This is a genomic window from Streptomyces sp. NPDC017936 (assembly GCF_044328485.1).
GTDB lineage: Bacteria > Actinomycetota > Actinomycetes > Streptomycetales > Streptomycetaceae > Streptomyces.
Genome location: NZ_JBIRHK010000014.1, coordinates 24,614 through 49,952, shown reverse-complemented (window position 1 = coordinate 49,952; position 25,339 = coordinate 24,614). Strand labels below are relative to the sequence as shown.

Annotated in this window: 25 protein-coding genes and 1 pseudogene; 10 read left to right on the top strand and 16 right to left on the bottom strand. The window is 73.6% G+C overall.

Translation table 11 applies throughout. The features are described from left to right. Nucleotides 1-140 precede the first annotated feature (140 nt). Both ACH4F6_RS26985 and ACH4F6_RS26980 read left to right on the top strand, forming a co-directional pair. On the top strand, nucleotides 141-974 hold the full coding sequence (locus ACH4F6_RS26985; RefSeq protein ID WP_397962927.1) for a hypothetical protein: 834 nt from the start codon (nucleotides 141-143) through the stop codon (nucleotides 972-974). Nucleotides 975-1,389: 415 nt separating this feature from the next. Next, nucleotides 1,390-1,875 (top strand): annotated as a pseudogene (locus ACH4F6_RS26980) (TerD family protein); the annotation flags it as partial. Nucleotides 1,876-1,941: 66 nt separating this feature from the next. Here the strand turns inward: ACH4F6_RS26980 and ACH4F6_RS26975 are convergent. Beyond that, nucleotides 1,942-2,586, bottom strand: a complete 645-nt coding sequence (locus ACH4F6_RS26975; protein WP_397962926.1) for a DUF4291 domain-containing protein — start codon at nucleotides 2,584-2,586, stop codon at nucleotides 1,942-1,944. A gap of 111 nt (nucleotides 2,587-2,697) precedes the next feature. Between ACH4F6_RS26975 and ACH4F6_RS26970 the strand changes: the two genes are divergently transcribed. Continuing rightward, nucleotides 2,698-3,168, top strand: coding sequence for a nuclear transport factor 2 family protein (locus ACH4F6_RS26970; protein WP_397962925.1), 471 nt, complete (start codon nucleotides 2,698-2,700; stop codon nucleotides 3,166-3,168). Nucleotides 3,169-3,605: 437 nt separating this feature from the next. After that, the gene (gene lnt / locus ACH4F6_RS26965; protein WP_397962924.1) at nucleotides 3,606-5,174 is read left to right on the top strand and encodes an apolipoprotein N-acyltransferase; all 1,569 of its coding nucleotides are present in this window, start codon (nucleotides 3,606-3,608) and stop codon (nucleotides 5,172-5,174) included. On the opposite strand, the gene ACH4F6_RS26960 is transcribed toward lnt, so the two are convergent. Continuing rightward, complete coding sequence (locus ACH4F6_RS26960) at nucleotides 5,092-6,003, bottom strand: Gfo/Idh/MocA family protein (RefSeq protein WP_397963119.1); 912 nt, start codon at nucleotides 6,001-6,003, stop codon at nucleotides 5,092-5,094. The genes lnt and ACH4F6_RS26960 overlap by 83 nt on opposite strands. Before the next feature lie 311 nt (nucleotides 6,004-6,314). On the opposite strand from ACH4F6_RS26960, the gene ACH4F6_RS26955 reads away from it, so the two are divergent. After that, nucleotides 6,315-6,830 carry a hypothetical protein gene (locus tag ACH4F6_RS26955; protein WP_397962923.1) on the top strand — a complete coding sequence of 172 codons (516 nt, stop codon included), beginning with the start codon at nucleotides 6,315-6,317 and terminating at the stop codon, nucleotides 6,828-6,830. A 4-nt stretch (nucleotides 6,831-6,834) separates the two neighbouring features. Here the strand turns inward: ACH4F6_RS26955 and ACH4F6_RS26950 are convergent, their stop codons facing one another. The 7 genes from ACH4F6_RS26950 to ACH4F6_RS26920 form a co-directional block, all read right to left on the bottom strand. Next, on the bottom strand, nucleotides 6,835-7,314 hold the full coding sequence (locus ACH4F6_RS26950) for a hypothetical protein (protein ID WP_397962922.1): 480 nt from the start codon (nucleotides 7,312-7,314) through the stop codon (nucleotides 6,835-6,837). A gap of 99 nt (nucleotides 7,315-7,413) precedes the next feature. Next, nucleotides 7,414-8,097, bottom strand: a complete 684-nt coding sequence (gene ung, locus ACH4F6_RS26945; protein ID WP_397962921.1) for a uracil-DNA glycosylase — start codon at nucleotides 8,095-8,097, stop codon at nucleotides 7,414-7,416. A gap of 104 nt (nucleotides 8,098-8,201) precedes the next feature. Next, nucleotides 8,202-9,785 (bottom strand): ABC transporter substrate-binding protein, encoded by a 1,584-nt coding sequence (locus ACH4F6_RS26940; RefSeq protein ID WP_397962920.1) that lies wholly within the window; start codon nucleotides 9,783-9,785, stop codon nucleotides 8,202-8,204. 221 nt (nucleotides 9,786-10,006) lie between these two features. Further along, entirely contained in the window at nucleotides 10,007-10,768 is a 762-nt protein-coding gene (locus tag ACH4F6_RS26935) for an SDR family oxidoreductase (RefSeq protein WP_397962919.1), read from the bottom strand. 20 nt (nucleotides 10,769-10,788) lie between these two features. Continuing rightward, nucleotides 10,789-11,550: a 3-oxoacyl-ACP reductase FabG gene (gene fabG / locus ACH4F6_RS26930; protein WP_397962918.1), complete on the bottom strand. Its 762-nt coding sequence runs from the start codon at nucleotides 11,548-11,550 to the stop codon at nucleotides 10,789-10,791. Nucleotides 11,551-11,710: 160 nt separating this feature from the next. Continuing rightward, entirely contained in the window at nucleotides 11,711-12,127 is a 417-nt protein-coding gene (locus tag ACH4F6_RS26925; RefSeq protein WP_397962917.1) for a DUF3037 domain-containing protein, read from the bottom strand. Next, the gene (locus tag ACH4F6_RS26920; RefSeq protein WP_397962916.1) at nucleotides 12,124-12,879 is read right to left on the bottom strand and encodes a HipA family kinase; all 756 of its coding nucleotides are present in this window, start codon (nucleotides 12,877-12,879) and stop codon (nucleotides 12,124-12,126) included. The genes ACH4F6_RS26925 and ACH4F6_RS26920 overlap by 4 nt, the downstream gene beginning before the upstream one ends. 197 nt (nucleotides 12,880-13,076) lie before the next feature. Between ACH4F6_RS26920 and ACH4F6_RS26915 the strand changes: the two genes are divergently transcribed. Together ACH4F6_RS26915 and ACH4F6_RS26910 are read left to right on the top strand one after the other, a co-directional pair. Next, nucleotides 13,077-13,574, top strand: coding sequence for a Rieske (2Fe-2S) protein (locus ACH4F6_RS26915; RefSeq protein WP_397962915.1), 498 nt, complete (start codon nucleotides 13,077-13,079; stop codon nucleotides 13,572-13,574). Nucleotides 13,575-13,700: 126 nt separating this feature from the next. Then, nucleotides 13,701-14,168 (top strand): pyridoxamine 5'-phosphate oxidase family protein, encoded by a 468-nt coding sequence (locus ACH4F6_RS26910; RefSeq protein WP_397962914.1) that lies wholly within the window; start codon nucleotides 13,701-13,703, stop codon nucleotides 14,166-14,168. Between the two features lie 134 nt (nucleotides 14,169-14,302). Here ACH4F6_RS26910 and ACH4F6_RS26905 read toward each other — a convergent pair whose 3' ends face one another. Then, nucleotides 14,303-15,205: a LysR family transcriptional regulator gene (locus ACH4F6_RS26905; RefSeq protein WP_397962913.1), complete on the bottom strand. Its 903-nt coding sequence runs from the start codon at nucleotides 15,203-15,205 to the stop codon at nucleotides 14,303-14,305. A gap of 75 nt (nucleotides 15,206-15,280) precedes the next feature. Here ACH4F6_RS26905 and ACH4F6_RS26900 point away from each other — a divergent pair, with 75 nt between their 5' ends. After that, nucleotides 15,281-16,216, top strand: a complete 936-nt coding sequence (locus tag ACH4F6_RS26900) for a DMT family transporter (RefSeq protein WP_397962912.1) — start codon at nucleotides 15,281-15,283, stop codon at nucleotides 16,214-16,216. 88 nt (nucleotides 16,217-16,304) lie between these two features. On the opposite strand, the gene ACH4F6_RS26895 is transcribed toward ACH4F6_RS26900, so the two are convergent. Further along, complete coding sequence (locus ACH4F6_RS26895) at nucleotides 16,305-17,636, bottom strand: aminotransferase class I/II-fold pyridoxal phosphate-dependent enzyme (protein ID WP_397962911.1); 1,332 nt, start codon at nucleotides 17,634-17,636, stop codon at nucleotides 16,305-16,307. A gap of 35 nt (nucleotides 17,637-17,671) precedes the next feature. Between ACH4F6_RS26895 and ACH4F6_RS26890 the strand changes: the two genes are divergently transcribed. Beyond that, a complete protein-coding gene (locus ACH4F6_RS26890) occupies nucleotides 17,672-18,352 on the top strand; it encodes a pyridoxamine 5'-phosphate oxidase family protein (protein WP_397962910.1) in 681 nt (226 codons plus the stop codon). Between the two features lie 317 nt (nucleotides 18,353-18,669). Here ACH4F6_RS26890 and ACH4F6_RS26885 read toward each other — a convergent pair whose 3' ends face one another. The 4 genes from ACH4F6_RS26885 to ACH4F6_RS26870 all read right to left on the bottom strand — a co-directional run bounded on the left by ACH4F6_RS26885 (nucleotide 18,670) and on the right by ACH4F6_RS26870 (nucleotide 22,523). Continuing rightward, nucleotides 18,670-19,674, bottom strand: coding sequence for an EamA family transporter (locus ACH4F6_RS26885; protein ID WP_397962909.1), 1,005 nt, complete (start codon nucleotides 19,672-19,674; stop codon nucleotides 18,670-18,672). A 136-nt stretch (nucleotides 19,675-19,810) separates the two neighbouring features. Further along, nucleotides 19,811-20,362, bottom strand: coding sequence for a Clp protease N-terminal domain-containing protein (locus ACH4F6_RS26880; protein ID WP_397962908.1), 552 nt, complete (start codon nucleotides 20,360-20,362; stop codon nucleotides 19,811-19,813). A gap of 251 nt (nucleotides 20,363-20,613) precedes the next feature. Then, nucleotides 20,614-21,276, bottom strand: a complete 663-nt coding sequence (locus ACH4F6_RS26875; protein ID WP_397962907.1) for a PadR family transcriptional regulator — start codon at nucleotides 21,274-21,276, stop codon at nucleotides 20,614-20,616. Nucleotides 21,277-21,689: 413 nt separating this feature from the next. After that, on the bottom strand, nucleotides 21,690-22,523 hold the full coding sequence (locus ACH4F6_RS26870) for a class II glutamine amidotransferase (RefSeq protein ID WP_397962906.1): 834 nt from the start codon (nucleotides 22,521-22,523) through the stop codon (nucleotides 21,690-21,692). Between the two features lie 667 nt (nucleotides 22,524-23,190). Here ACH4F6_RS26870 and ACH4F6_RS26865 point away from each other — a divergent pair. Then, on the top strand, nucleotides 23,191-24,000 hold the full coding sequence (locus tag ACH4F6_RS26865) for a PhzF family phenazine biosynthesis protein (protein WP_397962905.1): 810 nt from the start codon (nucleotides 23,191-23,193) through the stop codon (nucleotides 23,998-24,000). Between the two features lie 108 nt (nucleotides 24,001-24,108). Here the strand turns inward: ACH4F6_RS26865 and ACH4F6_RS26860 are convergent, their stop codons facing one another. Further along, on the bottom strand, nucleotides 24,109-24,909 hold the full coding sequence (locus ACH4F6_RS26860; RefSeq protein WP_397962904.1) for a CPBP family intramembrane glutamic endopeptidase: 801 nt from the start codon (nucleotides 24,907-24,909) through the stop codon (nucleotides 24,109-24,111). Between the last annotated feature and the right edge of the window lie 430 nt (nucleotides 24,910-25,339).

The window sequence follows — 25,339 nt, the reverse complement described above, 5'->3', positions numbered from 1 at the left end:
GGCTCGCTTAGCCCACAAAGGTCCCGATTCTCACGGAGGGCAGCACGGCGGGGATCAATCGAGAGCGCCTCGTCAGAACGCTGACGTTCTGGCTGCGGCCCGCCTTCGCGTTGCGGGTCATCAACCGGTTTCAGAAGATCATGGGTTTCGACCGCTCGATGGCACTGGCGTCCAGCGCCTTGACGACATTGGTCCCGCTCTCCATCCTCCTCGGCGCTGTCTTCGCGCACTACGACGCCGCAGAGCGGATCATCAAGCGCTACAACCTCACCGGAGCAAGCGCCACGGCGGTCAACTCGCTGTTCTCTCCTGCCGAAGGGACCAGTACGAGCGTGGGCGTCTTCGGAGTCGTGTTTCTGACGATCTCGGTGCTGAGTTTCGCGCGAGCCGCGCAGCGACTCTTCGAACAGGCATGGGAACTCAAGCCCCTCAGCATGCGCAACACGCGCAACGGCTTGTGGTGGATCCTCACTCTCGGTGGCTACGGAGCGGTCAGCGCGTTGCTCTCCGCGCCCCTCGGCAGGGGCGCGCTGGGTGTCGCCGCCTTGGTGTGCGGGGTACCGGTGACTGCCGCATTCCTCGTCTGGAGCGGCTGGATCCTGTCAGCGAAGCGGATCGACTGGCCGGACCTGCTTCCCTTCGGCCTCACCGGCGCCGTTCTGACGGTGGCTTATTCAGTGGGCGCAAGGATCTACATGCCGCATCTCTTCAACTCCTCCGTCGCACGCTACGGGGTGGTCGGTGCCGTCTTCGCGATGATCTCCGCCCTCTTCGCAGCCATGCTCGGTCTTGTCGCATCGGCAGCACTGGGACGAGAAGTACGAGACGAACTCAGCCGGATCCGTCAGGGCGACCGCCCTTCCGACCACGAGGTCCGCCGGCAGTGGGACAACGTGGTCGAGCAGACTCGGTCACAGTGGCGCACGGCACGGGAACAGGTCTCTGATCATCACTTCAAGGGCTCGAACCACTGAGGGCCACGGCCGGCCACCGCCGGCATCCTCGTCTCCGGCGTCACCGGCCAGGAAGGAGGGTGCGAAAGCGGATCGACGCCCCAGGCCGAGCCTCGTTCACAGACCTTGCGCCCTCCGCCTCGGGTTCGCCCGAAGCCGCCGGCCGCTTCACAGCGGAGCAGTCGTTGTCGTGCCGCTTCGGCTTCGGGGATGCGCCGCCAGGACTCGGGCGCCGGTAACACCGGGGCCGCGAGGAGCCTTTGCCGCATCGCCTTCTGGTACGGGGAGAGCTCAGGAGCCGGCTGCCCGGCCGGGTGTTCCTCCTTCGTCCACTGCGTCACACGGCCATGATCCACACCTCGGCGGTTCCCCACAGCACCGTTCCCACAGCCAGGCAGCCGCAGACGGTGGGACCGACGCCTGCACTCGGCTGCCGGACGACTACGACGTCCTGGGCATGTCGTGGACCGGAAGCGTCGCCTTGGACGTGTGCGCTCTCGTCTGCCGTGGCAACCGGGTCCTCAGTGACGATCACTTCGTCTTCTTCGACAACCCGCGGACGCCGGACGGCTCCGTGCGTGCTCTCCCGGCCACCGCGCCTGACAAGGCCGCGATCTGTGTCTCCTTCGACGGGTTGCCCGATGAGGCGGACCGGTTCGTGCTCGTGGCGGCCGTCGACCCGGAGGCCGATCCGGACGCCGACCTCTCCGGTTTCACGGACGCCCGCATCCGCCTGCTCGACCCGGCGCCGGCCGAGCTGGGACAGCTCGAGGTCTCCGACGGCCGGCCGCGCGAAACCGCCCTGGTGCTCGGTTCCTTCCGCCGCAGGTCGAACGGGGACTGGGACTTCGTCCTGGGCGGCAAGGGCTACACGGGCGGCCTGGAGGAACTCGTTCAGGATTTCGGCATCGACGTGGAGTAGATCCGCCCGGCCTCCCGGCGCCGCACCGGTCGAGGCCGGTGAGCGCGGCTTGGCGCGAAGGGGCCGTCAACCGGCCTGCGTCCGCAGGCGCACCAGCACGCCCTCGCCCGCCTCGTACGGCCGCTCGACCGGCAACAGGGCCTTGGCACGGCCGAGTTCGCCGGCGCGCACGTGTGCGTGGATCTCCCTGGCCAGCGGGGTGACGTCCTCGATGCGGACGATCCACTCGTCGGCGTAGCGGACCGTCGCCTCACCCGCCAGGCCCAGTTGCAGGGAGCGGTGCGGCAGGGGGTTCAGGTGCAGGTCGCGTTCCGGGTCCCACTGCACGCGCGCCGGTGACCGCCTCAACTGCTGTTTCCAGGCGGCCTGGTCGCCGTGCAGCTCCGGCACGAAGTGCGACAGGCAGGCGTGCCGCAGCGCCCACTCGAAGCCGTCACGCGTGATCTCGACGGCCAGGACGGTCTCCTGGCCCTCCTTCGTGGCCCAGCCGCAGCGGTACATCATCCAGAGGAAGGACGGCTTGATCCAGGTCATGCGCTCCCGGCTCCAGGACGTCGGGAAACGTCCGGCGCGCGCCGCCGCGTTGCCGATCTGCGGGCGGTAGGCCTGGTAGACGGTGACGGTGTCCTCGGTGTGCAGGGCGCGGATGCGGAACTTCGGCTCCTGCTGCTCGGGACGTTCCGGGAGCCGGTCGGCGGTTCGATCGTTCACGGTGCCCAGCCTCGCCGCTCACCGGCCCGGACGGCCACCGGATATCGGCGGATCCGCGGCGGTCTCCGCGCGCCTCTTGGCTCGGCGTCGCCCATGCCCAACACTCGGGCCATGACGCAGCGTGTGGAGCTCGCCACGGTGATGGACCGGCTGGCCGTCGACGGACTGATCACCGACTACGCGGTGGCCGTCGACGACGGCGACTGGGCGGCGTACCGGGAGTTGTTCACGCCGGACGGGCGGGCGGACTACCGTTCCGCCGGGGGCATCGAGGGGGACGCCGGTCGGGTGGCCGCGTGGCTCGCGGAGAGCATGCGGACGTTCTCGATGCGGCAGCACCTCATCGTCAACCGTCGCCTCCGGTTCGGCGTCCTCGAACACGACCGGGGCGACACCGCCCGGGTCGGGGCCGACTACGTCAACCCGATGCGGCTGGCGGCCGACGACTCCTCGGCCGCCCCCGACGTCGTCTGCGGCGGCCGGTACGCCTTCGGCCTGCTGCGGACGGACGACGGCTGGCGGCTGCGCGAGGTGGTCGTCCAGGAGAAGTGGCGGCGCCTGTCCGGCCGGGACGCCGGCTGAACGGAAGACGGCCGCCGCCCGCCCGGCGAGGGCGTCGGGGCGGCTGGACCGGGAGCCGCGCCCCCGCCGGCCGAGCCCGCCCCCTCGGGTGGGCCCGCTGCGACGGACGGGCCCGTTCCGCCAGGGGCCCGTTCCGACGGGGCGGGCCTGTTGGAGACAGGGCGGCCCTGCTGGGGGAGGGCCAGGCCTGCTCCGACGGGCACGGCCCGTCCGGCGGGCCTGGAAGCGGGGCGTCCCGCCCAGCGGCGCCCTGCCACCTGGCCGGAAGCCCACCCGCTCGCCCGCCGCCCCACCGGCCCCTCCCCCGGCGCCCCGACGCCCCGGCGCCCCACCGGCCCGGCCGCCCGACCGTACGTCTTCGGCCGGCGCGGGCCCGTCCGGTCGGAGATCGCTCGTGGCGCGCACACTGAAGGCATCAGCGGGTAGGGAGGTGCCGTATGAAGACGTTCGGTCCCTGGCTCACCTCCCCGTGGCGGCGCTCGGCCGTGGCGGCGCTCGCGGGCGCGCTGCCCGTGCCGGCCTTTCCGGCGCCCGCGCTGTGGTGGTGGGCGTTCCTCGCGCTGGTTCCCTGGATCCTGCTCGCCCGCTCGGCCCCGACGGGCCGGCGGGCGGCGTACGACGGCTGGAGCGGGGGGTTCGGGTTCATGCTCGCCATGCACCTGTGGCTGCTGCCGAACCTGCACGTCTTCACCCTCGTGATCGCCGCGCTGCTGGGCGCGCTGTGGGCGCCGTGGGGCCGGCTGGTGCGCCGGTTCCTGGGCGGAGCGCCCGCACCCGGCCGGGCCTGCGCCGCGCTGGTCGTGCTGCCGTCGGGCTGGCTGGCGGTCGAACTCGTCCGCTCCTGGCAAGGGCTGGGCGGGCCGTGGGGGATGCTCGGCGCCAGCCAGTGGCAGGTGGAGCCGGCGCTGCGGCTGGCGTCCGTCGGAGGGGTGTGGCTGCTCAGCTTCCTGGTGGTGGCCGTGAACGTGGCGGTCGCGGTGCTCGTCGCCGTGCCGGCGCACCGCGTGCCCGCCGTCGCGGGACTGGTGGCGACGGCCGCCGCGGCCTCCGCCGCCTGGGTGTGGGCGCCCCGCCCGGACGCCGACGGGCGGCAGGCCCGGATCGCCGTCGTGCAGCCGGGTGTCGTCACCGGCCCCGACCGCCGTTTCGACCGCGAGGAACAGCTGACCCGCCGGCTCGTCGGGCAGGACGTCGACCTGATCGTCTGGGGCGAGAGCAGCGTCGGCCACGACCTCGGCGACCGGCCCGACCTGGCGCGGCGGCTGACGGCGCTGTCCCGGGCGACCGGCGCGGACATCCTGGTCAACGTCGACGCGCGCCGCTCCGACCGGCCCGGCATCTACAAGAGCTCGGTCCTGGTCGGACCGGACGGCCCGACCGGCGACCGGTACGACAAGATGCGTCTGGTGCCCTTCGGTGAGTACATCCCGGCCCGCTCGCTGCTCGGCTGGGCGACCTCCGTCGGCAAGGCGGCCGGGGAGGACCGCCGGCGCGGCACGGAGCAGGTCGTGATGGACGCCGCTCCGGGGCTGCGCATCGGCCCGATGGTGTGCTTCGAGACCGCGTTCCCGGACATGAGCCGGCATCTGGCCGAGGACGGCGCCGCCGTGCTGGTCGCCCAGTCGTCGACGTCGACGTTCCAGCGGAGCTGGGCCCCCGCGCAGCACGCCTCGCTCGGCGCCCTGCGCGCCGCGGAGACCGGCCGTCCGTTCGTCCACGCGACGCTGACGGGCGTGTCCGCCGTCTACGACGCGAACGGCCGGCGGGTGGGACCGTGGCTGGGGACGGACGCGAGCACCAGCGCGGTCCACGAGGTGCCGCTGGCCCGGGGCACCACCCTGTACGTCCGCTTCGGCGACTGGCCGGCCCACACGGCCCTGGTGGTCCTCGCGGCCGTGTGCCTCGCGGAGGGAGCGCGGGCGGTCAGGCAGCGCCGGAACGCTCCCGCACCGCGCGTACCACCCGCTCGCACAGTTCGTGAGTCGCCAGCGCGTCCCGGGCGCTGAGCGGCCTGCCCGCGCGCACGGCGTCGAGGAAGGCCAGCACGGCCTGTTCGATGCCGCGCTGGCGGGCCACCGGCACCCAGTCGCCGCGCCGCCGCACGGTCGGCTGGCCCTTGTGGTCGACGACCTCCGCGAGGTTGACCACCTGCCGCTTGGTGTCCTGCCCGGACACCTCCAGGATCTCCTCGTTCGAGCCGCTGAGCCGGTTCATGACGCCGAGCGCGGTGAAACCGTCCCCGGAGAGCTGCAGGACGACGTGGTGCAGCAGCCCGTCCACGAGCCGGGCCCGCACGGTCACGTCGTCCACCGGCCCCGGCGCCAGGAACCGCAGCGTGTCGACGACGTGGATGAAGTCGTCGAGGATCATCGTGCGCGGTTCCTCGGGCAGCCCGACCCGGTTCTTCTGCATCAGGATCAGCTCGCGCGGATGGTCGGCGCACTGCGCGTAGCCGGGGGCGTGCCGCCGGTTGAAGCCGACGGCGAGACCGGTCCCGCGCTCCTCGGCGAGCGTCACGAGCCGCTCGGAGTCCGCCAGTTCGTACGCCAGGGGCTTGTCGACGTACGTCGGTACGCCCGCCTCCAGCAGCCGGGTGACGATCTCGGGGTGCACGACGGTGGGCGCGTGCACGAACGCGGCGTCCAGGTCCTGGGCGAGCAGCGCGTCGAGGTCCCGGTGCCGCTGACGCGCGGGGACGCGCAGGCTGTCGGCGACCTCCTCGAGGGTGGCCGGGGTGCGGGTCTGCAGGTGCAGTTCGAGCCCGGGCAGCGCGCCGAGCACCGGGAGGTACGCCTTCCGCGCGATGTCGCCGAGTCCGATGCAGCCGACCTTCACGAGGGCTCCTTCACTGCTGGTCCGCGCCTGCCTGCACGGCAGCATACGGCTTCCTCCCGGGGCGGCCGCCGGCCGGCGGTCCCCCACGCGGGCGTGCGGCCCCTGAGCCCTGCCGGACCTTCCTGAGCCGGGCCCCGGAGCGGCCGTCCGCGCGTGCGTCGCGCAGGCGCGCCCGGGCGTCAACGAGTGATTGACGTGCTGTCAGCCGATCGACATGGCCGTCCCTCGAACGGGGTGGCGGATCACCCGTGTGGGCCATGACGCGGTCGTCCGCCGTGCCGACGGGAGCCGGACCCAGCAGAGTGGCGCGGGTGCATCGAACGAGGACCACCGCGACGCTGCTGGTGACCGTGGCCGTCTCGGCCCTGGCCGGATGCGTGACCGTCCGGCACCCGGCCGCACCGGGCCCGCTCCCGGCGGCCTCCGTGCCGGCCGTGCCCCCGCGGGGCGCGACGGGCGGGGACGCCGGGGCGGACCGGCAGGGCGCTGCGGCCGGGAGGCGGGTCGGGCAGGCGCCGGCCGTGGAGGCGCTGGAGAGGGTGGGGACGGACCGCGGGCGGCGGGCGCCGGCGACACCCGCTCCGCGGCGGACCGTACCGGCGGCGCCCGGCGGGCAGCCGCCGGACCGCTCCCGCCCGCAGCCGCGCCCGCACCCCCGGCCGGCGCGCCCGGAACACCGGCACCCGGCACCGCCGCACGGGCAGGCGCCGGACGCACGGCCGGACGCCCGCGGGAACTCCGGTGTGTGCGGACTCGGCAAGCGGTACGGGGGCTGGCGCGCGGACAGTCCGGAGGCGGTGATCTGCGAGCAGGTGTACGGACGCTAGGGCGCTACCCGCCCGGGGCGCCGCCGAAGCCCCCCTCCCCCAGCCGCAGCTCCATCCTGCTGATCGCCGCCCGCACCCCGTCCCCGTAGCTGTCGTCGCCCAGGGCGCCGGCCGCCCGGCGTGCCCTGCGCACATGGGTGCGCGCGGCCTCGGAGCGGCCCAGCTTCACGTAGTCCGCGGCCAGGTTGAGGTGCAGTGACGGGTACAGTGCCCGCGCCTGCGGTGAGCCCTCGTGCTCCTCGGCGGCGGTCAGCGCGCGCAGGTCCCAGGCCAGCTCGTCGAAGGGGTCGTCCTGGGTGTCGGCCAGGTAGTGGGCCACGGTGCAGCGGTGCAGCGCGTCACCGTCCTCGCCGATCTCCGCCCACAGGTCGAGCAGCCGGCGCCGGGCCTCCTCGCGGTCTCCGCCGTGGTGCAGCATCACGACCTGCCCGATGCGCGTCAGCAGCGCGTCCGGCGTCGTCTGTCCCTGTCGGTGCTCCGCCACCGCGCCTCCTTGCGTCGTTGCCACGACGCTAGCCGTAGGCGGGGGCAATCCCGGTCAGGCGGCACCGGGCCGGTCCGGGGAGGACCGGCCCGGCGGGGGTCAGGCCAGGTTCGGGATCGTCCAGTCGATCGGCTCGTGACCCTGCCGGGCCACCGCTTCGTTGATCTGTGTGAACGGGCGGGAGCCGAAGAACTTCTTCGCGGACAGCGGGGAGGGGTGCGCGCCCTTGACCACCGCGTGCCGCGTCTCGTCGATCAGGGGCAGCTTCTTCTGCGCGTAGTTGCCCCACAGGACGAAGACCGCCGGGTCGGGCCGGTCGGCGACGGCGCGGATCACCGCGTCCGTGAACTTCTCCCAGCCCTTGCCCTTGTGCGAGTTCGCCTCGCCGGCGCGGACGGTGAGGACCGCGTTGAGCAGCAGCACGCCCTGCCGGGCCCACGGCATGAGGTAGCCGTTGTCCGGGACGGGCGTGCCCAGCTCCTCGTGCATCTCCTTGTAGATGTTGCGCAGCGACGGCGGGATCTTCACGCCGGGCCGCACCGAGAAGCACAGGCCGTGCCCCTGGCCCTCGCCGTGGTACGGGTCCTGGCCGAGGACCAGGACCTTCACCCGCTCGTAGGGGGTCGCGTCGAGTGCGGCGAAGACCTCCTCGCGCGGAGGGTAGACGGGACCCTTCGCTCGCTCCTCCTCGACGAACCGCGTCAGCTCCTCGAAGTAGGGCTGCTGCAGTTCGTCCCCCAGGACCCCGCGCCAGGACTCGGGCAGCATGGCGATGTCGGTCACGTCAACGTCCTCCGTTGTGCGGTCACTTCCAGGTCACAGAACCTACAGGTGACCACTGACAACGTGCCCCCCGGCCCGCGGGACGCGCTCGTCGCCCCGCGGCGTCACCAGCTGGTCTTGCGGGACAGCTCCCACACCATCATGATCGTCGACGGGTCCAGCGACCGCTCCCCGCCGGAGACGTCCTCGTTCGCGGCGATGTACTGCTTGCCCTGCCACAGCGGCAGCAGCCGGGCGTCGTCCACGAGGATCTGCTGGGCCTCCTGGAACTCCTTCACCACGCTGGCGCGGTCGCTCTCCTGACGGGAGCGGGGCAGCAGCACGTCGGTGATCTGCTTCGCCGGGTAGGGCGTGCCGAGCGCGTTCTCCTCGCCGACGAAGGGGGCGATGAAGTTGTCGGCGTCCGGGAAGTCGGGGGCCCAGCCGCGGCCGAACACCGGGTACTCGCCGTTCTGGTAGCCGACCACGTACGTCTTCCACGGGCGGCTCTTCAGCGTGACCGCGAACAGCCCCGAGGCCTCCAGCTGCGACTTGAGCTCCTTGAACTCGGCGGCGGTGTCGGAGCCGTAACGGTCGGTGGTGTACCAGAGGGTGAGCGGGACGGGCGTGTCGATGTCGGCGTCGGAGAGGATCTCGCGGGCCTTGTCGGGGTCGGGGTCGCCGTAGTCGTCGAAGAACGCGGTGGTGTGGCCGGTCAGGCCCTTCGGGACCATGGAGTACAGCGGGTCGACGGTGTCCTGGTAGACCTTGTGCGCGATCGCCGGCCGGTCGATGACCTGGGCCACGGCCTGGCGCACGGCGAGCTTGTTCGCCATGGGGTCCTTGGGGTTGAACACCAGGTAGTTGATGTTGCTGGCGGCGCCCTCGACCAGCTCCAGGCCCTCGTTGTCGGCGCCCTTGCCCTCCAGGGCCACGATGTCGTCGGCGGCGAGGCCCTGGTAGGTGATGTCGATCTGCTTGCTCCGCAGGGCCTTGACCATCTCGCCGGAGTCCTGGAAGTAGCGGATGGTCACCGCGTCGTTCTTGCGGTCGGCGACGCCCTTGTAGCTGTCGTTGCGCACGAGCCGGGCCTGCTTGCCCTCGTCGTACTTCTCCAGCCGGTAGGGGCCGGAGCCGACGATGCCGTCGTCCTCGCGCAGCGACTTCGCCGGGTACTCCTCGGGGGCGACGAGGGACATGCCCGGAGTGGCGAGCACGTAGGGGAAGGTGGCGTCGGCCTTGTTGAGCCGGAAGACGACCTCCTTGTCGCCGGCCGTCTCGACCCGGTCGAGGCTGCCCAGCAGTCCGGACGGGCCGGTGGAGGCGTCGATCTCCCTGATCCGGTCGATGGAGTGCTTCACGGCCGCCGCGTCGAGCTTGTCGCCGTTGGAGAAGGTGAGGCCCTCGCGCAGTTCGCAGCGGTAGATCCGGCTGGAGGCGTCGGTGAACCTGCAGTCCTTGGCGGCGTCCGGCTGGGGCGTCGTCGCGCCGTTCGGATAGGAGAGGAGCGTCTGGTAGACGTTGCGGAACAACTCCCAGGAGCCGTCCCAGGCGGCGGCGGGATCCAGGGTGCTGGGGGCACTGGTGGTGCCCACGACGATCGGTCCGCCTTCGTCGGAGCTCTCCTCCCCCAGGAGACTGCATCCGGCCACCAGCGATATGGACACGATCGCCGCCACTTGCTGCAAGGATCGGTTCCGGTTGAACACGCGCACGCTCCTCGATCTGCCATACCAAGGGTCGGCAGACCATACCGCAGCGACACGCCGGGTGACTCCGCCCTCGGAAAGGGTTCTTGATCACCTCCGAGCGCGACGACGTTGTCATCACGCAGTGCGACGGATTCCGGCGGACGAGGGCGACCCTGCGCGACGGGACACGGGCGCCGCCTCCGTCGTGGAGGCGGCGCCCGTGGTCGGTGCGGAGCGGATCAGCCCACGCCGGCGTTGAGGAAGATGCCGCCGTCGACGACGAGCGTCTGACCGGTCACCCAGTCGGACTGCTCGGACGTCAGGAACGCGGTGGCGCCCCCGATGTCGGAGGGCACGCCGAGCCGGCCCAGCGGGTAGGCGGCGGCCGCCTCCGCCTCCCGGCCCTCGTACAGGGCCTGGGCGAACTTGGTCTTCACCACGGCCGGGGCGATCGCGTTGACCCGCACCTTCGGCGCGAACTCGTGCGCCAGCTGCTGGGTCAGGTTGATCATCGCGGCCTTGCTGACGCCGTACGCGCCGATGAAGGGCGAGGCGGACAGGCCGGCGACGGAGGCGATGTTGACGATCGCGCCGCCGTTGTCCTTCTGCCAGGCGTGCCAGGTGCGCTGCGCGAAGCCGAGCGCCGAGACCACGTTGGTCTCGAAGACCTTGCGGGCCACGTCCAGGTCGAGGTCGGCGATCGGCCCGAAGACCGGGTTGGTGCCGGCGTTGTTGACCAGGTAGTCGACGCGGCCGAAGGCCTCCATCGTGCGCTCGACGGCGGCGGCCTGGTGCGCCACGTCGTGGGCCTTGCCGGCGACGCCGATGACGCGGTCGGCGCCGAGCTTCTCGACGGCCTCCTTGAGGGCGTCCTCGCCCCGTCCGGTGATGCAGACCCGGTCGCCGCGGGCGACGAGCGCCTCGGCGACGCCGTAGCCGATGCCGCGGCTGGCGCCCGTGACGAGGGCGACCTTGCCGGAGAGTGCGGGCAGTTCAGTCATGTCCGTGTTCCTCGTGATCCCTAGTCGAGCGGTCCGCCGGCGACGTACAGCACCTGGCCGGAGACGAAGCCGGCGGCCTCGCCCGTGAAGAAGGCGATCGCGTTGGCGATGTCGTCGGGCTCGCCGACGCGCGCCACGGGGATCTGGGTGGCGGCGGCGGCCTTGAACTCCTCGAAGCCCATGCCGACCCGGGCGGCGGTGGCGGCCGTCATGTCGGTGGCGATGAAGCCGGGGGCGACGGCGTTGGCGGTGATGCCGAACTTGCCGAGCTCGATGGCGAGGGTCTTGGTGAAGCCCTGGAGACCGGCCTTGGCGGCGGAGTAGTTGGCCTGGCCGCGGTTGCCGAGCGCGGAGGACGAGGAGAGGTTGACGATCCGTCCGAAACCGGCGTCGACCATGTGCTTCTGGACGGCCTTGGTGACCAGGAACGAGCCGCGCAGGTGCACGTTCAGGACCGTGTCCCAGTCCGAGGCGCTCATCTTGAACAGCAGGTTGTCGCGGAGCACGCCCGCGTTGTTGACGAGGATCGTCGGGGCGCCGAGCTCCTCGACGACCCGCGCGATCGCGGCCTCGACCTGGGCCTCGTCGGAGACGTCGGCGCCGACCGCGATCGCCCGGCCGCCCGCCGCGGTGATCTTCTCGACGGTGTCCTTGCAGGCGGCCTCGTCGAGGTCGATCACCGCGACCGCGCGGCCCTCGGCGGCCAGCCGCACCGCGGTGGCGGCGCCGATGCCGCGCGCGGCGCCGGTGACTACTGCGACCCGCTGCTCAGTGGTGGACATGTCTGGATCTCCTCGCCCTCGAGAAAGCCTGAACGCCTGGGGTTGGTCTGCGACTCCACGGTACGCCCGTCAGGTGAGCGACCGCTTAGTACCTTCGGCACACGTGACGCTAGAAGCCATGGCACCCGGTGTCAACGGCGCACCGGGCGCATGTGATCCATTACCTCACCAGGAGGTCCAGCAGGCGCCGCGCCTCGCCCTCGGCGTCGGTGGTGAGCCCGGTGTGCACGGGACCCGGCTGGACCACGGTGGAGCGCGGGGCGATCAGCCAGCGGAAGCGCCGCCCGGCGTCGTCCGCGGCCGCCTGCCCGGCCGCCTCGCCCCCGGCGCACACGCCCTCGACGGCGCGCAGCGCGGCCCGCACCCCGGCCACGTCCGCCTCCGGGTCGAGGGCCAGCAGCCGGGCCTCGTCGAGGTGGGTGCGGGCGCCGACGTACGCCTGGGCGCGGCAGTAGACGAGCACGCCGGCGTTGATGCACTCGCCGCGCTCCACGCGGGGGACGACGCGCAGCAGGGCGTACTCGTAGACGTCCCGGTCGTTCGCCTCGCCGGCCCTGATGATGTGGCGGTCGTTCACTCGGCCCCCTTGATGCGTTCGTGGATGACGGCGGCGCGCGCGAGCAGGGGTGCCGCGTAGGCACGCCGCAGCGCGTCCGGGGTGTCGAAGCCCGGCTCGTCGGCCAGCCAGGCGTCCGGGATCTCGGCGGTGACCTCGGCGAGGAGGCCGGCGGTGACCAGGGGGGCCAGCTCGGCGGCCGCGGCGGCGACGTCCGGGCGGAAGCGGGCGAGGGCGTGGTCGCCGGCGTCGTAGGGGCGGGCGGCGGAGGCCTCGGCGGAGGGCCAGTTGTGGTGCCAGATCATGGTGGCGCCGTGGTCGATGAGCCACAGGTCGCCGCGGTGCACGAGCAGGTTGGGGTTGCGCCAGGAGCGGTCGACGTTGTTCACCAGCGCGTCGAACCAGAGGATCCGGCCGGCCTCCCGCGGGCTCACCGGGAAGGCGAGCGGGTCGAAGCCGAGGGCCCCGGAGAGGAAGCCCATGCCGAGGTTGGCGCCGCCGCTGGACCGCAGCAGGTCCTGCACCTGCTGGTCGGGTTCGCCGAGCCCCAGCACCGGATCGAGGCCGACGGTCACCAGGCGGGGGACCCGCAGACCCAGCCGGCGGGCGAGTTCGCCGCAGACCACCTCCGCGACGAGCGTCTTGCGGCCCTGTCCGGCGCCGGTGAACTTCAGGACGTAGGTCCCGAGGTCGTCGGCCTCGACGAGCCCCGGCAGCGAGCCGCCCTCACGCAGGGGCGTGATGTAACGGGTCGCGACGACTTCCTTGAGCATCGCCCCAGGCTACTGGGGTGGGCGTGGCCCGCCGCGCCGGGCCGACAGCTTCGCGACAGCTGTGGCTTACGCCCGCCTGATCTCGCACGGGTCACCATCTCGACACCGTCCGGACTCGGGGCCGGCGCTGAACAGGCGGCGCCCGCCACCCGTACATCCGGGCAGTTCACCGATCCTCCCCCGAAGGGAACCCCAGCATGACCAGCGCATCGCACACACCCGTGTCGGGACCCGCCCGCCGTACCGTCGTGGCGGCCGCCGGAGCCGCGGGGCTCGCCGCCGCACTGACCGCGTGCGGGGGATCCGACGACGACGCGTCGAGTTCGTCGGCCTCGTCCGACGGCTCGGGCGGGTCGACGGGGTCCGCGGGCGGCTCCGGGTCGGCGGGCACGGGCGGTGCGGCGGCGGGCGGCGCGCTCACGACGACCGCCGACATCCCCGAGGGGGGCGGCAAGGTCTTCGAGTCCGAGAAGGTGGTCGTCGTGCAGCCGACGGCCGGCGAGTTCAAGGCGTACTCGGCCGTGTGCACCCACCAGGGCTGTGCGGTGAAGAGCGTCTCGGACGGGGTCATCAACTGCCCCTGCCACCAGAGCAACTTCTCCGTCACGGACGGCAGCGTGAAGAGCGGCCCGGCGACGAAGCCGCTGCCCGAGGTGAAGATCACGGTCAGCGGGGACTCGATCACGCTGGCCTGACGCCCGCGCCCGTCCGCGCGGTCGTCCGCATCGACGGCAGGCACCGCAAGGGCATCGATCATCAGAAGATCGTTCTGGTAAGCAGGAGGCGGGAAGCACCGTGACAAGAGCGGAAGAGGGGGCCGGATGACCGTCACACAGCGCCGGGGCCGGAAGATCATGATGACGCCGGGCGAGCTGGACGCGTTCCTCACCACCCAGCGCACCTGCCGGGTGGCCACCGTGTCCGCCGACGGAGCCCCGCACGTGAGCGCCCTGTGGTTCCTGTGGGACGGCAGCGCGCTGTGGCTGTACTCGGTCGTGCGCAGCAAGCGCTGGGCCCAGCTGCGCCGTGATCCGAGGGTCGCGATCGTGGTGGACACGGGCGAGGAGTACGAGTCGCTGCGGGGCGTGGAGCTCTCCGGCGCCGTGGAGTTCGTCGGCGAGGCGCCCCGCACCGGCGAGCTGTGTGCCGAACTCGACGCCGTGGAGACGCTGTTCGCGCGGAAGAACTTCGGTCTGGACTCGATGCCGCACGACGGGCGGCACGCGTGGGTGCGGCTGAAGCCGGAGAAGATCGTCTCCTGGGACTTCCGCAAACTGCGCGGCCGGTAGCGGACGGGTCCGCGAGCCGGGCGCCCGCGAACGGACGGGTCCGCGAGCCGGGCGGCCGGGACAGGGCGGGTCCGCACGCCGGGGCGCCCGCGCGCGGACGGGGGCGGGCCCGGCGGCCAGGGCGGACGAGGGGATCAGTTCAGGGCCGCCGCCGCCGACTTGAGCGACTCGACCGCCGCCCGGATCGACGGACGGCGGTCCGCGTCCGCCCGCCACACGACGTAGACGTGCCGCCGCATCCGCTGCCGCAGCGGGACCGTGACGACTCCCTCGGGCACCGGGTGCCTGCCGAGCAGGGGCGCGATGCACACGCCCAGCCCGGCGGCCACCAGGTTGAGCTGGGTGTGGGTCTCGGCGGCACGGTGGCCGACGATCGGTTCGACCCCTCGCGAGCGCAGCGTGAACATCAGCCACTCGTGGCAGAACTCGCCCTGGCCCCAGGTGATCCACTCGTCCTCGGCGAACTCCGCGAGGTCCACCTCCTCCCGCCCGGCGAGCCGGTGGCCGGCCGGCATCGCCACATCGGCGGGGTCGTCGAGGAGGGGCGCCTTGACCAGGCCGTCCGGGACCGGCATCGGTTTGTTGTACCAGTCGAGGACGACCGCGAGATCGAGGTCGCCGCTCACCACTTGGGAGATCCCCTTCTCCGGCTCCAGCTCGCAGGAGCGCACCCGCAGCGCGGGATGCGCCTTGCGCAGCTCGGCGAGCGCGCGGGGGAACAGGCCGCGGGCGGCGGTCGGGAAGGCCGACAGCCGCAGCTCCCCCGCCACCTGGCCGCGCTGCGCCTCCAGGTCCGCCTGGGCGAGCTCCACCTGTGACAGGATCCGGGCCGCGTGGTCGGCGAGCAGCCGGCCCGCGTCGGTCAGCCGCACCCCCCGCCCGTGCCTGGCGAGGAGCTGCTGTCCGACCTCCCGTTCCAGCTTGGCCATCTGCTGGGAGACGGCCGACGTCGTGATGTGCAGTCCCACGGCGGCGCCGCTGACCGAGCCGTGCCGGGCCAGGGCGTCGAGGGTGCGCAGGCGCTCCAGGTTCAACATGTAAGCGATGCTACGAGATATCCGGTGCGGATTCTCGCTTGTGCTACGAGGTGTCCGTCCAGCACCGTAAGGACCATGACCACCGTCGCCCCCACCACCGCAACCCGGCCCCCGGCCGCCCCGGCCCGTCCCCGCCGCGTCCTGGACTGGCGCCTCCGCTTCGCCGCCCTGTCCCTGATCTGGGGTTTCAGTTTCCTGCTCATCAAGGTGGGCACGGACGGCTACGCGCCCTTCCAGGTGACGCTCGGCCGGCTGGTGTTCGGCACGGCGGTCCTGGCGGCCGCGATGGCGGTGAAGCGGGAGCGGCTGCCGCGCGGGGCTCGCACCTGGGGGCACCTGACGGTCGCCGCCCTCCTCCTGAACGCGCTGCCGTTCTCGTTGTTCGCCTACGCGGAGCTGACGATCCCGTCCACGCTCGCGGGCATCTGCAACGCGACCTCGCCGCTGTGGGGCATGGCCCTCTCCCTGGTCGCCCTCTCCGAGGACCGGCCGACCCGGGTCAGGGTCGCGGGCCTGGGCCTCGGCTTCCTCGGTGTCCTGACGGTCCTCGGCGCCTGGCAGGGCTTCGACGGACTGGACGCCCGGGGCACGGCACTGGCCCTGCTGGCCTCCCTCAGCTACCCCATCGGCTGGATCTACGTCCGCCGCACCCTGGCCGGCACCGGTTCCTCGGCCCTGTCGCTGACCGGCGCGCAGCTGCTCGTGGCGACCGTCCAGCTCGCCGTCGTCACACCGCTGTTCGCGGGTTTCCCCAGCCGCTTCCCGCTGGCGCCGCTGCTCGCGGTCGCCGCCCTGGGCGCCCTCGGCACCGGCCTCGCGGTCCTCATCCAGTACGGCCTGGTCACCGAGGTCGGCCCGACGACGGCCCAGATGGTCACGTACTTCATCCCCGTCATCGCGACGGCGGCGGGCGTGGTCCTGCTCGGCGAGTCGCTGAGCTGGTCGACGCCGGTGGGCGCGGTGATCGTGCTGGCGGGGGCCGCGCTGACGCAGGTGCGGCGGAAGGCGTAGCGGTACGGCGGGGCCGTCGCGCGGAGGCGGGCGGCGTGCCGGGCGCGCCGCCCCGCCGCGGGGCGCGGGACCCCGGCACGGCCACCGCTCAGACGTAGCCGCGCGCGGGGCCCGGCCGTACGGCGGAGGCGACCGCGTCCGCCAGCGCCTCCACCTCTTCCCGGGTCAACGTCGACACGGTGATCCGGATCCCGGGCGGCGAGCCGAGCCGGAAGCGCGCCCCGGGGGCGACGGCCCAGCCGGCCTGCAGCAAGCGGGCCACGGCTCCGGTCTCGTCGGTGACGGGGATCCACACGTTCATCCCGCTGCGCCCCCGCGCCCCGACCCCCCGCTCGGCCAGCGCGGCGATCAGCGCGTCGCGGCGGCGGCCGTACGCCGCCGCGACCGCGCGGGCGTCCACCGCCCGGTCGGTCCACAGCCGCACGACGGCGCGCTGGGTGATCCGGCTGACCCAGCCGGGGCCGAGCCGCTGCCGCCCGCGGACCCGGTCGAGGGTGAGGTCGTCCCCGGTGAGGACGGCGAGCCGCAGGTCGGGACCGTACGCCTTGGCGACCGAGCGCACGAACGCCCAGTGCCGGGTGGCGCCCGCGAGGGGATGCAGGGGCAGGTCGACGATCCGGTGGCCGTGGTCGTCCTCGACGAGCAGGGTCCGCGGGTGCTCGCGCAGCACGTCCCGCAGGGCACGCGCGCGTGCGGCGCTCACGGCGGCGCCGGTCGGGTTCTGCGCCCGGTCGGTGACGATGAGCGCCCGCGCCCCGGCCCGGAGGGCGCGGTCCACGTCCTCGGGCAGCGGCCCGTCGTCGTCCAGGCCGACGGGGGCCGTGCGCAGCCCGAGCGCCGGCACCAGGTCCAGCAGCGAGCCCCAGCCCGGGTCCTCCACGGCCACGGTGTCCCCGGGCCGCAGGTGCACCGCGAGGACACGCTCGACGGCGTCCAGCGAACCGGACGTGACGGCCACCGGCCCGGCCGGGACGGCGTCGGCGTCGAGGTCCGCCCGTGCCAGGCGCGCCAGTTCGGGCTCCACGGGCTCGTGTTCGTACAGGACGGGCTCCCGGTCGCCCTGTGCGGCCGCCCACGCGAACGCCGGCGCCAGCGGCGGCAGCAGCGCGGTGTCCGGGTTGCCGGCGGAGGCGTCCCGCGCCCCGGCCGGGACCTCCACCCGGATGAACTCGCGCCCGGTCGTGGCCGGCTTCGACCGCACCCGGCTGCCACGGCGTCCGTCGGTCTCGATCACCCCGCGTTCGCGCAGCGTGCGGTAGGCGGCCGCCACGGTGTTCGGGTTCACCCCGAGCCGCTCGGCCAACTCCCGCATGGGGGGCAGCAGTTGTCCCGGACTCAACTCGCCGGCGCCCACCGCGCGCTCGACGCTCGCGGAAATGTCCGCTGCGCGCCGACCCTCGATCGGATACTCTCCTAGCACAAAGCCGATTATGCACTAGTGCAATGGAGAGCGCCATGCCGGGGACCCAGCAACCGACGACACCCGCCGCCTACGCCCCGACCGACCGCACGGTCCCCACCCGTGCCGCGCAGAAGGCCTCCTACGACAGGGCACTGGTGCACGCGATACTCGACGAGGGATACGTCTGCCACCTGGGCTTCGTCCGCGACGGGGCGCCCGTCGTGCTGCCGACGCTGTACGGCAGGGTCGGCGAGACGCTCTACGTCCACGGTTCGACGGGGTCGCGCCCCCTGCGGATGGCGGGACAGGCCGCCCCCGGGCTGCCGGTGTGCCTGACGGTGACGCACGTCGACGGGCTGGTCCTGGCCCGCTCGGCCTTCCACCACTCGATCAACTACCGCTCGGTGGTGGTGCACGGGCTCGCCCACGACGTGACGGACCCGGAGGAGAAGCGGACGGCGCTGGACGCCCTGGTCGACCACGTCGTCCCCGGCCGGGCCGCCGATTCCCGGCCCGCCGACAAGAAGGAACTGGCCGCCACCGCGGTGATCCGCCTCGACCTGAACGAGGTCTCGGCCAAGACCCGCACCGGCGGGGTGAACGAGGAGCCCGAGGACCTCGCCCTCCCGCACTGGGCGGGCGTGCTCCCGCTGCGCAAGGGCTACGGCGCCCCGCTGCCCGAGGCCGACCTGGCCCCGGGCACCGAACTCCCGGACTACCTGGCGGCGCTGTGACTCCGGTCCGCCCCTGAGCGCGGGACGGGCCGGTCAGCGGGGCCCGCACCCGCCCCCGCGCCGGTCCCCGTCCCGTCCCGCGCCTCCGCCGGGCCCGTCACCGGGCCCGGCGGGAGCGGCGTTCCGGCGACGACCGGGGCCGTGGGGCGCTCGCCCGACAGGGCGACGGCCGGGACCGTCCGCCGGACCGCGGACGCGGATCTCTTCCGCGGCAGCGCCCTTCTGCCCGGCACGGCGTGCCGGGCGTGGTGCACCGACGGCCCGCCTCGCGGGCGGCCGGAGGAGGGAGAACGCGTTCCGGATCCACGGTCACGGCCTCAGGCGGCGGTCCCGCGGGCGGACAGCTCACGCTCGGGGCTCCCGCTCGCGACCGGCTGCGCGGAGCCCTTGGACGGCGCGGACGACTGGGCGATGAACGCGCCCAGCAGGACCACCGCGCCGCCCGCGATCTGCGGGGCGGAGAGGTGCTCGCCGAGCAGGAACCAGGCCAGGACGGTCGCGATGACCGCCTCCAGGCACGCCACCACGCCGGCGACCTGCGGCGAGAGCCGGCGCACGGAGGTCACGCCGGTGATGTACGCGACGACCGTGGCGATCAGCACGATCCAGGCGAGCAGCAGCCAGGCCGGGACCTCGGCGCCGTTCATGCGGGCGGTGTGCGCCAGCACGGACCAGTCCATGCCCCAGGGGCGGGCGACCACCGTGAGCACGGCGGCGCCGGCCAGAAGGCCGTACGCGATGACGCCGAGCGGGTCGGGGGCGCCGTCACCGGAGTCGCTGCCCTGGTCGGACAGGACGAAGTAGCCGACCTGGCAGCCCGCGGCGGCCAGCGCGAGAAGCAGTCCGAGGGCGTCGAAGCCGAGCCCCGACCAGACCTCGACGACGCAGGCGAGCCCGCCCACGGCGAGGACCACGCCGAGCGCGGCGGCACGGGTCACCGGCCGCCGCTGCACGAAGCGCACCCAGCCCAGCACCAGGGCGGGCGCGAGGTACTCCACGAGCAGGGCGACGCCGACGGGTATGCGGGAGATCGCGGCGAAGTAGAAGGCCTGCACGCCGGCCACGCCGAGCAGACCGAACCCGGCGAGCAGGGCGGGCCGGCGGCGCAGCAGCGCGCGGTGGCGCACGGCGAGCGGCAGCATCACCAGGGCCGCGCCCGTCACCCTCAGCCACACCACGTGCAGCGGGTCGAGCCCCGCCTCGATCAGCGGCTTGGCCGCCACTCCGGACCCGCCGAAGGCGATGGCCGACCCGACCGCCAGGGAGAGCCCGATGCCCTTCCCGCGGTTGCCCTGACTGCTCACAGACGTATGCACCGGCACATGATGACAGGCGACGACATGAGCGTCATCCCCGTTGACACCTGTCTCAGCGGCTGGACGCGGAGCGGACCGGCCGCGACCGGCCGGCGGGCGGTCGCGGCGGAGCGGCGGGCTGTCGCGGCGGAGCGGCGGGCGGTCAGCGGGAGGTCTCGCCGCCCCCGGCGCACTCCTGCGGACCGTCCGCGATCCGGCTCCGCACCCCGCGGACGTCGACGCCCGCGCGGGTGAGCACCTCGACGGCCCGGGCCTCGGGGTCGGCGACGATCGCCGCCAGCAGATCGGCGCCCCGGACCCTGTCGCCGGCGCGGCGGGCGGCCCGGCCGCGCGCCCGTTCCGTCGCCGCGGCGGCGAGGGGCGAGAAGCCCTCCACGCCCGTGCCGGCCGGCGGCGTGCCGGAGTCCTCGACACCGCTGCGCCAGCGCAGGCCGTAGCCGATGCTGCGCTGGACGAGGTAGCCGAGGAGGCGGACGAGCCGAGGGCCGTCGTCGACGGCGGCGCGCACCTCGGGGTCGTGTTCCAGGAGTGAGTGCAGCAGGTGAGCGGTGTCGACCTGCCGGTCCCCGTCCCGGACGGCCCTGCGGCGCGCACCGGCGAGCGCCGCCGCCAGTTCGGCGCTGCACCCGGCGTCGTCGTCCAGGGCGCGGGCCGCCTCGTCGCGGGCCGGCTGCCGGGAAGTACGGGCTTGCACGTCCTCCACCCCATCAGTCCCGGCGCACCGGGTCATCCGCGGAGCGGAGCATCTTCGCGTCCCGCGCGGAGCGGACGGCGGGGGACGGAATCTCCTCCCTGGGGAGGAGATCAGGCCGTTCTCCGCCCTGTCGCGCGCGCCTCCTCGCCCTCGCTGCCGGACTCACTCCGCCACCGGCCGTCCGCGCGCCCGGACACGGGAACGTCCCGTGGACCGGTCCACGGGGCGCCCCTCTCACGGCGGGGAGGCCGTCAGTCCTCGTCGGCGAGGATCAGGTACAGCTTCTTGCGGGCCTCGTTGATGACCGCGAGGGCCTTCTCCCGCTGTTCCTTGCTGCCGGTCTTCCAGACCTGGCCGAAGGCCTCCATCAGACCGAAGCCGGCTTGGCGGATCTCGCCGAGGGCCTCCCAGTCGACTCCGCGGGACGCCTCCTCCCAGGGCGCGTCCGGTCCTTCCTCGGCCGCCGCACGACCGGGCTCGGTGAGCGAGAACAGCTTCTTGCCGCCCTCGGACTCACTGCTGATCAGGCCCTCGTCCTCCAGCAGTTGGAGGGTGGGGTACACCGAGCCGGGGCTCGGCTTCCACGCGCCGCCGCTGCGTTCGGCGATCTCCTGGATCATCTCGTAGCCGTGCATGGGCCGCTCCTTGAGCAGGGCCAGGATCGAGGCCCGTACGTCACCGCGCCGTGCCCTCCCCCTCGGCCCGCCACGCCCTCGTCCGCCCCAGGGTCCGTGGCCGAAGACCGGCCCGAAGCCGCCGGGACCGCCGGGGCCGAATCCGGGACCGCCCGGACCACCCGGCCCGAAGGGGCCGAAGGCCGCGCGGAGCCGCTCGAAGTCCGGTCCGTGACCGCCCCGGCCACGCCCGGAGGGGCCGCCCTGCCGATGTCCGTGCTCGAATCCGTGGGTACGCATCGCCACCACTTCCTTCATTCCATCGTTGATCTGTCGCGATGCGTCAACGATATATCGGAAACACTCGCCTGACAAGACCCCCACCGGAGGTCCGCCGCGTCCGCGGTGCAGGGTGATCGCCGCCGGCAGGCTGCTGCCGGCGGACCGCAAGGAAGGCATGTGACCGCTCTTGCCGACCGTGCGCGACCGGAGGTCACCGGTCACGCACGGGCAGCAGACTCCGGTGCGGGTGACCAGGCCGGCGCACTGAGCCCTGCGTCTCCGTCCGCCGTCCCCGAGCCGGTGCGCTCCGCCCGCGTCCCGGACGGCGCCGGCGGCGCTGACGCCACTCCGGCGCCGGGCGGAGCCCCTCCGCCGTCGACGCGGCCGCGCGGGACGACCGTGCGCCGCCGCGTCCGGACAGCGGCCCGGGACTACGCCGCCTGCGGGACGAAGGCGCGCATCTCGTCCCTTCCGGCCTGCACCACGCCGTAGGTGCCCTCGGGGACCTCGTTCCAGGCGCCGGGCAGATCGCCCAGGGGCTCGGAGACGATGAGACGGGCCTCCTCGGACATCTCCCACAGGTACCGCAGGTCGGGGTGGAGGGCCCGCAGGGTGTCCACCCGGGTGCTGTAGAAGAGCGAGCGGGAGTCCTTCTGGCTGGAGTAGCGGAAGGCCCACAACCGGTTCCCGTCGGTGACGGCGACCGTCATCTGCAGCGGGTACTCCACGCCGTGCTCGTGACCGGTGCGTTCCACCAGGTCCGCCATCCGCGCGACCGCGCCGGGCGGGTCCTGCTCCAGGCCGAAGGTGAGGGCCAGGTAGAACATCATCTCGGAGTCCGTCGATCCCTCCATGTCGAGGAAGAGCCGCGGATCCACGGCCAGGGCCAGGTCGCGCCGGATCCGGTGGAACTCGGCGATCGCGCCGTTGTGCATCCACATCCAGCGGCCGTGGCGGAACGGATGGCAGTTCGTCTGCTGCACGGCGGATCCGGTCGAGGCCCGGATGTGGGCGAAGAACAGGTGCGAGGCGACGTGTCCGGAGATCTCCCGCAGGTTGCGGTTGCTCCAGGCCGGGCCGATGTCCCGCACCACCGCGGGGGTGTCCACGTGCGGCGCGTACCAGCCGATGCCGAACCCGTCGCCGTTCGTCGTCTCGACGCCCAGCCGCGAGTGCAGGCTCTGGTCGATCAGCGAGTGCTTCGGCTTGTAGAGGATCGCGTCGAGCAGGACGGGTGCGCCCGAGTAGGCGAGCCAACGGCACATGGTCCACCGCCTTCCCGGTCTCGCGGCTGTCCTGGACCGGCGACGTCCCTCCGGGACGCGCCACGCCGCGAGGCCTTTCCCCAGCATCCCAGCGTTCCCCCGGTTGCGCCTTGCCGGAGCACCGCCGCACGGTTCGGGGCGGTCGACGGGGCCGCCCGTAGGCGCTCCGGACGGGGGTTCCGCGGCCGGTTGCCGGTCGCGCGGGGCGGCGGCACGCCGAGCGCCGACGGCCGCGCCGCGGATCGCCGGCCTCGAGCACGGTCCCGGGGCGCAGGACGACGGCCCCCGCCTTCCACGCGTACGCCCCCGCCGACCGGGCCCTGCTCACGGCCGGGGCCGACCCGGTCCGCCGCCCCTTTTCTCGCCGGTCGCCGTCGTGTCGTCCAGGGCCGCTCCTCCCGCTCGGTTTCCCGCCGTCCCGGACCTGCCGCCCCTCAAATCCCTTTCGGGAAGGCGTGGTTCCTCCCGGGGCCCCTCTCGGGGGCGGATGCAGGGCGCGAGGTGCGCAGCGCCCCCCGGGAGGCACCTTGTACGGCGGGGCCGGGTCCGGCACCGCTTCCGCGCGGCGGGGCCCAAGCCGGCCCGCGACCGGCCCGCTCCCCGAGCGGTCCAGCAGTTGCGCATTGGCCTTGGCCCGTCTTCTCCGTCGTCCCCTACCGTCGCCGACATGCGGATTCGAATCGTCGATGCCTTCACCGACCGTCCCTTCGCCGGCAACCCGGCCGGGGTCCTGCTGCTCGACGCCTTCCCGGACGACGACTGGCTCCAGAACGTCGCCATGGAGGTCAACCACGCCGAGACGGCGTTCACCCACCCGCTCCCGCCGGGCGGCGAGGCGGACTGGGCACTGCGGTGGTTCACCCCGGTCACCGAGGTGGCGATGTGCGGTCACGCCACGCTCGCCACCGCCCATGTCCTGCACACCACCGGCGCCCACACCGGGCCGGTGCGGTTCGCCACCCGCAGCGGTGTCCTCGTGGCGACGCCCGCCGAGGACGGCTCCTACACCCTGGACTTCCCGACCGCCCCGCTCACCCGCGTGGACGTCCCGGAGGGCGTCGCCGAGGCCCTGGGCGCCGAACCGCTCGCGGTGTTCGACACCGGCCCGAACGTCCGCGACCTGCTGGTCGAACTCGCCGACGAGAAGACCGTCCACGCGCTGCGGCCCGACCACAAGGCCCTGGGCGCCTGCTCCAGCCGCGGCGTCATCGCCACCGCCCGCGCCGAGAACCCGGCCCTGGGCTACGACTTCGTCTCCCGGTGCTTCTTCCCGAACGTCGGCATCGACGAGGACCCGGTCACCGGCAGCGCCCACACCGCACTGGCCCCCTACTGGTCGGAGCGCCTGGGCCGTCCCGGCCTCACCGGCCTCCAGGCGTCGCCCCGCTCGGGCCGGGTGCGCACCGAACTGCGGGGCGAGCGCACCCTGCTGGGCGGCCGCGCGGTCACGGTCATCGAGGGCGACCTGCTCGCCTAGGACGGGTCCCGCGAGGAGGACGGGTGGCCCGTCCCGACCCGTGCGCCGCGCACCGCCGCGCACCGACGCGTGAGGGCGCGTGACGGCGCCCGCCCGCCCCGTGCCGGCTCACGCCGTGGGCAGCCACCCCACCTTCCCCGCCAGCAGCGCGTATCCGACGAACGCCCCGATGTCGAGCAGGGAGTGCGCCACCACCAGGGGACCCACCCGGCCCCAGCGCCGGTAGAGATACACGAAGACCACGCCCATCGCCATGTTGCCGACGAAGCCGCCGATGCCCTGGTAGAGGTGGTAGGAGCCGCGCAGCACGGAGCTGGCCACCAGCGCGCCGGTCGGCGTCCAGCCCAACTGGCCCAGCCGGCGCAGCAGGTAGCCGACGACGATGACCTCTTCGAGGATCGCGTTCTGCAAGGCGGACAGGATGAGCACGGGGTACTTCCACCACACCTCGGGCAACGCCTCGGGGACCACCGTGAGGTTGAAGCCGAGACCGCGCGCGGCCAGGTAGAAGGCGATGCCCGAACTGCCGATGACCGCCGCGATCGCGGCGCCGCGTCCGAGGTCGGACCAGGGGCGGGTGCGGTCGAAGCCCAGGGTGCGCAGTCCCCGTCCCTCGCGCAGCAGGAAGTGCGCGACGAGCGCGACCGGGACGAGCGCCGTGGCGATCCAGAAGAGCTGCCAGGCCAGATCGAGCCAGGGACGGCCCGGTGCGGCCGAGGCGTTGAGGGTCGCGGCCTGGTCCTTGAGGCCTCCCGGTTTCGTGACCGATCCGACGAATCTGATCAGTGCGGAGACACCGCTCGCACCGAGCGAGAGCGCCAGCACGAGCAGCGTCTCGTCGCGGAAGATCCGACGCGAGAACCGCTCCTGCGGCACAGACCCGGCCACCGGCCCCTCGTCCGCCTGCACACCTGCCTCCAGTGGGGTAGACCCGCCTCGTCCCCGTCGGCGCGTCGTCAGGTCTCGACGGCAGGTGCGACATCGTGCGCGACAGGCCGTGGAGGGGACGGACGCCGTACGGGGCGTGCCTCCCCTTCGCGTGCCGTGCGGCCGGGCACCCGGCACGCGGACCGGCAGGGAGGGCACCACCGTCATGGGACGTCACAGCTTGCCCGATCCCCGGGAGGCGGGCGCGGGCGGCCCCCGTGTTCGCGCCCGTCGCCGCGCCACGGCGGGCGCGACGGCCCTCGTCCTCACGGTGCCCGGTTCGGCGGCGGCCGGACGCGGCGGTTCGCCGCCCTTCGGCTCCTCCTGCCGGGGCGCCCCGGTACGCCTGGCCGTGGCCGCCTCCCCGGACCCGGCCCCTGCGCCGCAGGCCGCGGCCGAGCGGACCGAGGAC